The 12207-nt window shown below is 61.9% G+C and carries 5 protein-coding genes; 2 read left to right on the top strand and 3 right to left on the bottom strand.

Features of this window, described 5'->3' with window-relative positions; translation table 11 throughout:
• Positions 1 to 236: 236 nt before the first annotated feature.
• Together CRI93_RS15185 and CRI93_RS15525 are read right to left on the bottom strand one after the other, a co-directional pair.
• On the bottom strand, positions 237 to 1067 hold the full coding sequence (locus CRI93_RS15185; RefSeq protein WP_141491698.1) for a PID-CTERM protein-sorting domain-containing protein: 831 nt from the start codon (positions 1065 to 1067) through the stop codon (positions 237 to 239).
• A 141-nt stretch (positions 1068 to 1208) separates the two neighbouring features.
• The gene (locus CRI93_RS15525; RefSeq protein WP_176521859.1) at positions 1209 to 7247 is read right to left on the bottom strand and encodes a T9SS type A sorting domain-containing protein; all 6039 of its coding nucleotides are present in this window, start codon (positions 7245 to 7247) and stop codon (positions 1209 to 1211) included.
• Positions 7248 to 8250: 1003 nt separating this feature from the next.
• Between CRI93_RS15525 and CRI93_RS15190 the strand changes: the two genes are divergently transcribed.
• Complete coding sequence (locus CRI93_RS15190; protein WP_141491699.1) at positions 8251 to 8772, top strand: hypothetical protein; 522 nt, start codon at positions 8251 to 8253, stop codon at positions 8770 to 8772.
• 217 nt (positions 8773 to 8989) lie between these two features.
• Entirely contained in the window at positions 8990 to 11356 is a 2367-nt protein-coding gene (locus tag CRI93_RS12370) for a TonB-dependent receptor (RefSeq protein ID WP_176521860.1), read from the top strand.
• A 276-nt stretch (positions 11357 to 11632) separates the two neighbouring features.
• Here the strand turns inward: CRI93_RS12370 and CRI93_RS12375 are convergent.
• Positions 11633 to 12207 (bottom strand): T9SS type A sorting domain-containing protein (locus tag CRI93_RS12375; RefSeq protein WP_141491700.1); only part of this gene is annotated, 575 nt, incomplete at its 5' end.

Raw genomic sequence — 12207 nt, forward strand, 5'->3', positions numbered from 1 at the left:
GCGAGTGCGAATGCGGATGCAGGAGCAGTGCTGTGAAGTTACCCTATGATAGCAAGATGAATCGGAGGTGTCAATCTGATGTGCAGAGCACGATTGGAAGCCGCTGTACACAGTTACACGAGGACACCTGAGCAAGCCGTCACAGAATCGGCATTCTCGGTCCCTCAGCCCGTGGCGGGCGTCCGGTCGCGAACGCACGTGGGCAAAAGCCTATTCTTACACGCTATTCCTAACGGCTATTCGTGAGGGGCAGCGGCATCACTCGTGCGCAGGCGCCGCCAGCCGTAGGTGCCTCCGGCCAGCGCAAGGAGCACAAGTCCACCGTCTACCGGCACCGGATCCGGCGGCAAGGGCGGATTCGGGTTGAGCGGGTCTCCCGGCAGGGGGGGATCGGGCGGTTCGTCCATGCTGAACGCAGGCCCGGTGATAGACTCGTCAGCATTGGCCCAGGCGGGAATGCGCTCGGCGGCAGAGGCCCGTGAAGACGCACGTAGCTGGCGTTCAATTGCCCCCACCTGTCGTTCTAACTGCCGAAGTTCGTTCCTACTCGATGCGAGGGCCCCGGCCCATCCACCCGGATCCGATCCAGCAGGCCGAGGCGTACGTGCCGAACGTGCTGTCCGAGATGCACGTCGGCCTTCAACGTCTGCAGGGGCCCACGATCGCGAGACCGAAGTCCCAGATCGGCGCCCCGATGCACCGCCCCAGCCCGACGTTTGTCCCGCCAAGCGGCCTGCGTGTAGACGCCAGGACGGACGAGACTGCGTGGAACGGCTATTGCGTGCGGAAATCCCGTCCAGCGGGTTGCTGTCCAGCGGGTTACCCCGAAGCACCTGTGGCACCTCGCCCTTAAACTGGCTCATCAGTTTGGGGGCCGACTCGGCGCGATGGGATGCCCTGTTTCCCATGGCTTGATCTTCTGTAGCTTGCTGATTCCATGGCTCGGGCGGCTCCGCCGTGAGCGCGGGATATAGCGCTACAAAAGCCCCTCCGATGCCAAGAAGAACAAGCACAAACAAAACCAGGTCGGCTCCGGTCGAGAGCGATCCGTGCGTAGAGGACAACATATCAAAGGAGAAACTACTCAGGTGGAGAACAGAAAACGACATAAAACGGGCCTCCCAGCATGCGCTGGCAAGAGTGCACCGCTGGTGGGAGCGCACGCCCGAACAAGGTGGTAAAGCGCCATGGCGACCATGCCATGACCATCATCGCACGACGGTGACGCGCTGGGTTTCGGTGTGGCCAGAGGTCTGCATCCGCAGGAAGTAGGTGCCGCTCGCCAGATTGCTCACATCGAGGGGCTGCTCGGCGCGCCCCTCCGCATCCGTATCCACCACCGTCTGCACGCGCCGCCCCAGCAGGTCGTACAGGTCGATGCGCACGTCCTGCCGCTCGGGCACCGCAAAACGCACCGTGGCCTGCCCGCGCGCCGGGTTCGGGTACGTGGGGAGCAGTTCGGCCTCGGTCACCGGCCGGACGATGGTCACCGCCTCACTGAAGGATTCGGTGCCGTCGGTGTCGATCTGGCGGAGGCGGTAGCGGAGGCTGTCGGCCGCGTACGGCAGATCCGTGTCCTCGAACCGGTAGGACTGCGGGGTGCCCGTGGTGCCTGCGCCCTCCAGATGCGCAATCGTCTGCCACGATTTCCCTGTAGAGACGCCCCACTGGGACGTCTCTACTGTGGATTCGTCTTCGGATTCATTTGCAGACCCGGCCGCGCGCTGCACCTCAAAGCCTGCGTTGTTGGTTTCGGAGAGGGTCTGCCATTGCACGGTGATGGCCTCATCGCCCGAGCGCTGCGCTTCGAAGCGGGCCAGTTCTACCGGCAAGGCGCCGGTGTTCGGCGCAATCTGCACGACGAACCGTTCGGTTTCCGGGGTGTCAGTCAGGCTGCTTACGTTCACTGCGTAGTTCATGCCCGGCTCCAACGGTACCGTCTGGTCGTCGCTGGTATCGGAGGTGCCTTGTGTGTCAATGAGTTCCGCGGCCCACGTATCTGGCAGGTCCCACTCGCGCACCTGAAGCGTGAGCGTGCCGTCATCGGGGAGGCCATTGCCTCGAATGGCCACCGGCACTGCGGTGAGATTCGCATCGGGATTCGATGCATCTTGCGGCCACGGGCGGCTCTCGACGGCTTTGGATGCTTCGGTGCTGCCGCGTCCGGTGCCCGTCGCGCTTAGCGTTACGGAGGGCGCTTCCAGCGGCGCAAGCTTCGAGGTGTCCCACGCGTCCCAGCCGTCTGTTGCGCTTTCGTGGAAGCGCACCCCAATCGCCTGGTCGGTGGCCACCGGGTTGCCCGACGCATTGGTTACGACGCCCTCCAGCCACAGCGTGCCGCGCTCGACACTCGATGCGGCGGTCGGACCTTGCATCGCGCTGCCGATGAACGGCGCATTCGGGGCGGTGCGCCCGCCCGGATCGAACGTGACCGTGGTGGGCCCATTGCCGGGGCTGCTTCGCTCGATGAACGCGCCCTGCCACGCGGCCAGCGTCTTGGTCTGGGTATCCAGCGGCTTCCAGCTGCCCGTTGTCGCATCGTAAACCTGCGCATCCGCCTGAAAGCCGTTCCCCGCCAGGGCACTGCCGCTGGTAGTGAGCGACGACAGTTCGTAGTCGGTTGGATAGGGGTTGCCCAAAAGGTGCCAGCGTGCGCTCTGCGTGAGGTCGTTGCGCACGACCGGAGCGGTGCCGTGCCGCATGGCCGCCGTGCTTTCGCGTAAGGAAACCGTGAGGCCACTGGACTCCACCGGGTTGCGGGTGTCGTCCTGGAGATAGAGCAAGGCGGCGCTTCCGTGGCCCAGCGGCGTGCTGGCATCGGCGGTGATGTACGCCCCGGTGCCGCCGGTGCTTTCATCGGAGTCGCTGTCGTCCCACACTGCCATCACGTTCAGGTTGAAGCGCGGGGCGTTGGTGCCTTCGGAGGAGGCCATGCGCACATCGCCCGCCACCGCGCCGTCGTAGGGCACACTTAGCACGCGCCAGCCCGCATCGGTGCCCGTGCCGTCGGTGCCGATGATGGTGACGCTCGTGGCAATAGGCAGGCCGGGCGTTTCGTATGCGCCCATGTTCACGGTCGCGGTGCCGTCGCCGTCGGCATCCTGCACGCGGGCGTCGCCGATCAGGTCGGTGTCGACATTCTCGGCGCTGCCGCCCGATTCAAACGGGGCGTTGGTGCCCGCATCCACGGCCGGGGAGCCCGCCGCGAGACGCAGGCCGTCATCGCTCGTGCGGAACGTGCCGTCGTTACCCGCAGGCTGCTCTGCATCCACAAAAAGCGGATCGGTGTTGAGGTTATTCCCGCCGTCGGTGGTGGTGGAGCCGTTGTTTTCGCTGATACCGCCGATTCCGCCCTCAATGAGTGTGTGCGTGAGGGTGAGTGTGGCGTCTGAGTTGTTGAATATCTCGTCACCATTGTTGGCGGTATTCCTCCACAGGATGGTGTTCGTGACCTGCGGGCTGCTTGCACTGCCAGAGCCAGTGTTGTAGAGCGCACCGCCCTCCATGTTGGCGCTGTTGCCAATGAAGGTTGCATTCGTGATTTTCGGGCTGCTCGTGCCCCCATTCCCATTGCTAAACATCGCTCCCCCTCTGTCTGCGCTATTGCCCGCAAACACACTATTTGTGATCTCTGGGTTACTCGTGCCGCTACTAAAACCAGAGTTGTAGAGCGCACCGCCGTCGCCGGCGGAGTTGTTCGCAAAGGTTGAATTTGCAATCTGGGGGCTACTCGTACCAAAGAGTCCATCGTTGAAGATTGCCCCGCCTTCATTCCCTGCAGTGTTGCCGCTGAAAATCGCGTTTGTAATCTGCGGGCTGCTTGTGCCCCTAAACCCGACAGTGTAGAGTGCGCCCCCTGAACGACCTGCAGTGTTTCCGATGAAGCGGGTATTGGAAAGCGTGGGACTGCAGATGTTGTCTTGTCCGTCGCAGTATAGCCCACCGCCGGAATTGTTAGGATTGGACCCGTTGGCATTCCCTTCGGTCACGGTCACGCCATCGAGGCGCGTGGCATTGGTGATACTACTCGAAGAAAAATCGCCTCCGATCTTCTCGCCCCCATTGAAGACGAGCACGTGGTAGGCATTGTCGGAGGCGTTGCCCGTGGTACCGATATCACCGGAAAGGATCGTCTCGTTGGCTGCGAGCGTGCGATTCTCCAGCTTGCTTTCGAGATCGGCACGATCTGCGAACGTCTCGCTTCCGCTCCACCCGCCGTAGATCTTCAGCCCGTCCTGTTCGCCAGTGACCTCAAAGGTGGCCGCACGCGCCTCGCTGCTTCCATTCAGTGGCTTGCTGGGCACGTAGGTCCCGGCGGCGATCGCGATCACATTTTCACCCGAGGCCACGTCCAGCGCATCCTGCAAGTCGGTAAACCCGTCCGCAAAGGACGAGCCATTGTTATCTCCGCTTGTGGCTGAGGCATTTACATGATAAATCGCCTGTTCGGAGAGCCCATATTCCCCGAAGCTCGTTTGGTCGGAGAACGTGGCTGTGGTGCCCGTGACGGTGGCATCGGCACTCCGATTGGTCCAGTTTGCCACTGGGCCCGGTCGGCCCACAAAGCGTACGGCGGGAGATGGAACGGTCACGTCGCCGTATGTCAGTTCAAGATCGGCGGTTACGCCGCTGCTGGCAGCGGTATTGGCAGCCCCCCACACCAGGTTGGCCCGTTCGGTGAGCGCACTGGGCAAAGCGCTGTCGTCGAAGACCTCGGCGGTGGCGTTGCCGTAGCGATAGAGCGTGAGACGGTCCGTGGTGCTGGTCACTGTGGCGGTGAGCGACTGCCCATCGGCTCCGATCGTCGCTTCGGTTTCTGGAGCCACCACGATGCTTTCTTGTCCGAGCGGCGCGCCGCTGGCGGTCCACTGCGGGTCGCCTTCAAATGTGGCGTCGCGTCCGCCCGTCAGGTCATACGCGGTAGTGCCGCTGTGGCTGTTGTCGAAGCGCTGGCTGGTCTGTGCGGCATCGAACCGATACGAAGCGACCAGCTCCGGCGTATCAGCCGGGATCGTCTGGTGCATCGTCGCCTGAATGTCGGCTTCGGTGCGCGCCTCCGTCCACATCCGCAGCTCGTCGAGCTCGACCTGAAGCCGGCGATTACCGTCCGGCCGCTGCGCGAGGGACCACGCGCCGCCGTTGATGTTGAGCGTACCCACATCGCGCTCATCTTGGAAGACCCCGTCGAGGTAGACTTTCTCGGTTCCGGTGCCGTCGTAGGTGACAGCCACATGCTGCCACATGTCAAACGCGACGGCGGCGGCGTACGTGTTGTCATTGGCCCAGTGCGCGACCTCAATGGCGCCATCTTTGACCACAATGCCGAGCAGGCGATCCTCGGACTGCGAGTTCGGGCCTTTCCAGAGGTACCAGCCCTGGCGATCCCCGCCTGATTCGCTGCCATCAACCTTCGCCCAGAAGGCGATTGTCCATGGCGCGTTGCCGGCGAGATCCGGGTGGGCCTCCGCCGTTGCCGCGTCGTTGGTGCCATCAAAGGCGAGCGCGGTGCCGGAACCGTAGGGCGCTTCGAGCAGGGCCCAATCAGCGGTGGCGTCACCCGGGTCGGTGCCATCGGTGCCGCTACCATCAATGGTGTAGCTGCCCGTGTCGAGTTCGGCGGTCAGGTTGAGCAGGCCGGGGTCGGCAGAGGAGCCGCGCTCATAATCTACGCGCACGGTGGCCGTGCCTTCTGCGGGAACGTCCACCGTCCACGTGCCATCCGTTACGTTGCCATCGCCAGAGGCACCGGCGACAGAGATACCTGCAGGTAGGTCCAAGTTGACCTGTGCATCGGTCACACCGGTATCCCCAAGATTGGTAAGCTGAATTGCGCCTGTTTCCACTGCCGAACGAGCCGTTAAGCGTAGGCGGGCCGCGCTGCGCCCACGTTCGTAAGCCCCGAGGCTAACAGTACTGCCCTGAATCCTGGCCTCGCTCAACAAATCGGTGGTGGCATCTTCGGCAACGCCGCCGGTCTCGAACGGGGTGTTGTCCCCGGCATCCAACGCCGGGGAACCGCTCAACAGCCGGAGTCCGTCATCTTCGGTACCGAAGGAATCGTCGGGTCCTGCAGGATCATCCGCCATCCCAAAGAGCGGATCGACATCGAGGTTGGTGTTGTCGCATGATGAATCCGGCACGTTTCTGCATCCTCCTTCTACCAACGTGTGACTGAGTGTTGGAGTGGTGAAACCGGAATAGTCGTTGGCAACCCCCCCGCTTCCCCCTCCAGTATTATCCCACAGGATACTGTTCGTTAGTACAAGAGTGATCCTGCCGCTTATCCCTGTATTGTAGATTGCACCGCCGTCGTCATCTGCAGAGTTAGCAGTGAAGACGGTATTTGTGATCTGCAGGCTGGCCCTGCCGCGATACGCATCGTTGTAGATTGCGCCTCCGTTGGAGTCTGCGGAATTGCCAGCAAAGACTGTATTTGTAATCTGCGGGCTGCTTGTGCCATCTCTTCCAAAGTTGAGGATCGCCCCGCCAGAGCTGTTTGCTGAGTTACCGGTGAAGACGGAATTTATGATCTGAGGGTTGCTCATGCCACTTCTCGGCCCATAGTTGGCTAGTGCACCCCCGAAGCCGTCAGCGAAGTTGCCAGCAAAGATTGTATTTGTGATTTGAGGGCTACATTCGTTACCGCTGGAATCGCCATTACAGAACACCCCACCCCCTCTTCTGAATGACGGATCACCGAAGCCGTTGGCATATCCACCAGTTATCACAAGCCCGTCGAGCACGGTGTCAGTCGTGATCGTTCCGCCGTTGGTGCCATCAAGAAAAAGAACCGTATAGCTATTACGGCCAACAATGTCGCTTGCGTTCTCAGTGATACCATCGGCATTCGTATTGTCGTTGCCGTCAGTGTCTCCAGAGAGGGCCGTCGGATTGGACGCCAGGTCGCGACTCGCGAGTTGGTCTTCTACATCGCCGATGTCGGTGAACGACTCGGTGCCGGTCCACCCGCCGTAGATCTTCAGGCCGTCTTGGGCACCGGTAATATCGAAGTGCGCATCCCGGTCGGAGGCGTTGCTTGTCGGCAGGTAGCGCCCGGTGGCAATCACGATCACGTCATTGCCAGTAGCCACGCTGAGTGCCCCTTGCAAGGAGAGCGCATCGCCCCCAGCAAACGAGGCTCCGCTATTACTGGCATCGCCGGTTTCGGTGACGTGGTAGACCGTCTGCGCCTGCGCGGGAATCGCCCCACCAAGCGCAACGATCAGCGCGATGGTGCTTAGGACCATGGTACAAAACGCCACCGGGCGAACCGCTCTCCGCTTGAGCCTGGATCTTGTATCCAGAAGACGGCGGGCATAAGGAACGAGCGTAGACGCGTAGCGCTGAGGCATGGTGGAATCCACAAGTGGGGAGCAAATGGCGCATCGGGCACGCTCTCATGACCTACTTTTGGAGTAGACCCCGGCGCACACAAGCGCATGATACCGCCTCAGTCCGTAGAATGCTTTGTCATACGTCCCAAATCCTTCGCTCTGCGTGTCAATTGTTCGCTCTGCGTGTCAATCCGGGCCAATACATGAGATCTGCATATAAGACCTGCGCGTCTATTGCGATATGCATCTGTCTATCATGATGTTAGATGCCTCCTCTTTATCAACTCCGCGTTTAGCAAACCAGCAGCTCTTTTTGGTATCGGCGTGGGGCGACTTACGTACTCTGTCGCTTCGTTCCTTCCATGCTCCCAGTCCACACCCAAACGCCCCCAGCCGCAGACCCAGGCCTCAGCTTGATGCCTCCACCATCTATCGTCCGTGGTGTAGATTGCCTGTAGTGTAGATTGCCTGCAAATCCACGAACCGATACAGGCGTACCGCAATAGAATTATCGGTAGTAGTCAGACGTTAAACCGACACGATGCATACGAGCTGGGTCCGTTGTAGCCGCTATTGTCGTGGGGAGCGTACTGAAGCCTCTCAGGTCACGCGGACGGAGCACCTGCTTCGGAGACGCGATGCGGTGCTCCCGTGCCCAGTGTGATTTCAAGCGTGAACCGGGGGCGTTGAGATCCTGACCTCCGAGAATCGTTGGGGGGAAGGATGACCTGCAGATGCAGCCTTCAACGATCACTAACCTGCTATCCACTACCGAATCATCTACAGCAGCCTGGTGCGGATGCCAACGACTGTGGCATTTCGTACCTGCACATGCTCTGCCACACGCGGAACGTTGCCGTCTCCGGCAGATCTGGCATACAGCACACGCCACGGTGTACCACACTGCCCAACGCTCATGCTCTCGCCTCACCGTATCCATACTGGCGCAGCGCGTGCTACCCGATGGAGCGCGTGGGTGCTCATAGCAGTCCTGCTTGCTGTAGGACCACTGTCGGGATGGAGCACGCTCATAGGGCACTTCGCCACAGGACAAAACGGACCGTGTCCGCATCACAGCAGCGGCCCACACGTCTGTCCACATCACGCCGCCATGCAGGCTACCCGAGCCGACCAGCATGACGCTGACATGTCGGCGCCCCCCGACGGCACTACGTTTTGTCTCACAAGCGCAAAGGCATCGCATCACGAAGCCGAACATCAGCACCCCAACGATGAGCCGCCGGGTCCGCAGGTTCGCTGTACCTGCAACCATAACGACGACACCTCGGGCGAGGCCGTGCGCGTACTGGACAAATTCGTGTTGCCCACTCCCGGCCAACTGGCTCGCCCGCTGTACACATACGCGCTGAAGAGCACCTGCACCTCTCTTACACCCACTGTCTGGGCTGACGATATTTTCCGTCCACCACGGGCGTAGACCGGCGAATTGGTAACGGCCACAGGCTTGATGCATCGCATACGCATCAGCCTACAGCATGCTTGGCGATGTCGTACCTTTCGGTGCGCCACCGCATCCGTATGCCGTAAACCAACGCGCCGCTTCTCTTCCCATAGAGCCTTCGTGCTCGCCACTCTTTTTGTCTACGTCAACACCCTCTGTATATCCTATGGACACGTATATCCGTGGCGCACATATGCGCCTTCTATCTGTTTTTATTTCACTTATACTATTCTTTATCGGCGCCAGTCTACCGGCGTCCACGGCTCACGCTCAGGCGTCCGGTGCACTAAACGGCACCGTGGTTCACGCCGATACCAACGCCCCCATTACCGGAGCCAACGTGGTGCTGGTCGATACCGATCGCGGCGCAGCTACCGATACCGATGGGGCCTTTGTACTACGCGACATCGCCCCCGGCTCCTACACCGTACGCGCCAGCGCCATAGGCTACGAAGCCGCTGAGCGCACCGTCACCATCGAGCCCGGCACGCAGACCACTGTCCGGTTGGCCTTGCAGCCGACACAAGTTGCCCTACAACAGGTCGACATCACCGCTACACCGCTCGAAGCACGCCTCACTACCCGCATCGGCGCCAACGAGCTCAGTGCTACGCCGATGCAAGACTTGGGTGAAGGGCTTGCTCGTGTCCCCGGTATCCGCCTGCAACGGCGCGGCGCACTGGCGCTCGACCCGAACGTGCGCGGCCTCACCGGCACGCAAGTCTCTACCTTTGTGGACGGCGTGCGTAGCTTTGGCGGCGGCCCCGCCCGCATGGATACGCCGCTCAGCCACACCGACCCCAGCAGCGTACAGCGTATGGAAGTGGTGCGTGGGCCATACGCGCTGGCCCAGGGTCCCAGCCTAAGCTCCATTCGGGTGGATACGCAGGCCCCCGTCCCCAACACGCCGTTTACCGGCACCGTGCATACCGGATTTACCAGCAACCGCGAGGCGCTCAACCTCAACGGCCACGTGCTGGGCCGCACCGGACGCCTGTTCTACGACGTGAACGCGGCCTACCGCACCGGCGACGACTACACCGCAGGCGATGGCACCGCCGTCCGCAGTGGGTTTGAATCGGCTGAAGTGCGAAGCCGCGTGGGTCTTGACCTCAACGACGGATCGCGGCTGAGCGCCCAGGTCAGCTACCAGGATCAGCGCGACGTGGCGTATCCCGGACGTCCGCTCGACGCCGCCTTCTTCGAGACGCTGCGGGGCCTCCTACGCTACGAATGGAGCGGTACCGGCACCGTGCAGCGACTGGAGGCACAGGGCTACGGCTATCAGACGCTGCACGGCATGACCAACGAAAACAAGCAGTCGGCCCAGCCCGACCCTAACCGCATGCCACCGTTTCCGCTTCGAATCGCAGTGGATACCGAGGTGGCCACCTTTGGCGGGCGTGCTGCGGCTGACCTCCAGCTTGCTCCTACCGTTATGCTAAGCACCGGTATCGCAGGCTATTCAGCCTACCGAACAGCGACTCGCTTCCGCGATCGACGCGACGATGGCCCCACACCGCCCGTGCTACCTGCCGCCGACATCATTTGGCCGGACGTGCGTACCACCGAAATCGGTAGCTTCGCCACCCTCGAACGCGTGTTCGGACAGGCCCAGGCGACCGCGACCGGACGTATCGATCTGGTGCATGCTGATCCGCAGCGCATTACGGATGGTTTTCGCATCCGCGCCGAAACCGCCACGGGGCAGCCGTTCAGCAACAATCTGGCAGAGACCGATGTGCTGTGGAGCGCCGCCGCCAGTGCCACCGTGCCGCTCGCTGATCCGCTCGCGGCAACCCTTGGGGTCGGCTCTTCCGCCCGCGCTCCTGAGCCACTGGAACGCTACGGCGACCGCGTTGGCGCCACGCGCACGCAGCGCGGTAACGAGTTCGTGGGCAATCCGGCGCTCGATCCAGAGCGGACGTATCAGGCTGATCTTGGCTTCGATCTTTCCTCTCTTCGGCTTAAAGGCTCCCTCACCGGGTTCGTGCGCTACCACGAGGATTACATCACCATTATAGAAGCCCCTGGCGTTGACTCAGCGCTCCCACTCACGCCCGATCAGGTATTTACCTATCGCAACGGCGAAGCGCTCTTCTGGGGCACCGAAGCCACGGCCACTGCGCAAGTGCATCCCACCCTGCAGGTGCGTGCCTCTGGCGAGTATCTGTGGGGACGCGATGTCTCCTTTGACAGCGATGAGCCCGCCTACGGCGTGGCTCCCGCTGAAACCCGCTTCAGCACACGTTGGATGCCGGGTCCACGCGGGCTCTTCTTGGATGCATCGCTTCGTGCAGTCGCCGCGCAACGCCGCGTATCCACCCGCCGCAACGAAGGCGAAACCGATCGCTTCGCCACGGTGGATCTTACCGCCGGCGGCTCTTTGTTTGGTGATATCGCCCTGCGTGTGGGCGTCACTAATCTGCTCGATGCTACCTACCGCGAGCACCTGAGTGCCCGCACCAACATGTTCGACCCGCTGGCTGCCGAACAAGGCTCAACGTCCATCCCCGAGCCAGGGCGTAGCCTGTTCGTGCATGTGCAGTACGCATTCTAACTGCTACATTCTACCACCGCATTCCGGACACACTGAAACCGGTGCAGGTTTAACACGCCTGCACCGGTTTTCTATACCCGTCTTTACATTGCATCCCCCTGTTGTTATCGATCTGTTTACCACCGGACGTGGTCCGCACAGCCACGACTGTCCCTCGCTATGCCCCGTCAACAATAGCGATTCAAATGTAATCAGATGCGGGGCCCCACCGGCTGGCTTACATCTTTTTGCACGTCCCCGTGGGAGGTTGTTCAGAATCGGCTATTGCCTGGCCTATTACCGCACCACCGTCACCCGTTGCGTGTCGACGGGTCCGTCTTCGGTCTCCATCCGTAGGAAATACGTCCCGCTGGCGAGTCCGCTCACGTCGAGCTGCGCTTCCGTGCGGCCCTCTGTGCCCGTATCCACCACCGTCTGCACGCGGCGGCCCAACAGGTCGTAGAGCACGATGCGCACGTCCTGCCGCTCCGGCACCGCAAAGCGCACCGTGGCCTGCCCGCGCGCCGGGTTCGGATACGTCGGCAACAGCTCCGCCTCGGTCACCGGCCGGACGATGGTCACCGCCTCGCTAAAGGATTCGGTGCCGTCGGTGTCGATCTGGCGCAGGCGGTAGCGCAAGCTATCTGCCGCGTAGGGCAGATCCGTGTCCTCGAACCGGTAGGACTGCGGGGTGCCCGTGGTGCCTGCGCCGTCGAGGGTGGCGATGGTTTCCCACGATTCGCCCGTAGAGACGCCCCATTGGGTAGAGACGCCCCACTGGGACGTCTCTACCTGGGACGTCTCTACAGATGCATTGGTGGGGCCATCGGCGGATGCGGCCGCACGCTGTACCTCAAACCCGGCGTTATTCG

Source organism: Longimonas halophila, assembly GCF_002554705.1.
Classification (GTDB): Bacteria; Bacteroidota; Rhodothermia; order Rhodothermales; family Salinibacteraceae; genus Longimonas; species Longimonas halophila.

What these genes read in the sequence shown, in the direction of transcription:
- CRI93_RS15525 (WP_176521859.1), bottom strand. Translation starts at nt 7,247, where the DNA reads ATGGTCCTAAGCACCATCGCGCTGATCGTTGCGCTTGGTGGGGCGATT.
- CRI93_RS12370 (WP_176521860.1), top strand. Translation starts at nt 8,990, where the DNA reads ATGCGCCTTCTATCTGTTTTTATTTCACTTATACTATTCTTTATCGGC.
- CRI93_RS15190 (WP_141491699.1), top strand. Translation starts at nt 8,251, where the DNA reads ATGCTCTCGCCTCACCGTATCCATACTGGCGCAGCGCGTGCTACCCGA.
- CRI93_RS15185 (WP_141491698.1), bottom strand. Translation starts at nt 1,067, where the DNA reads ATGTTGTCCTCTACGCACGGATCGCTCTCGACCGGAGCCGACCTGGTT.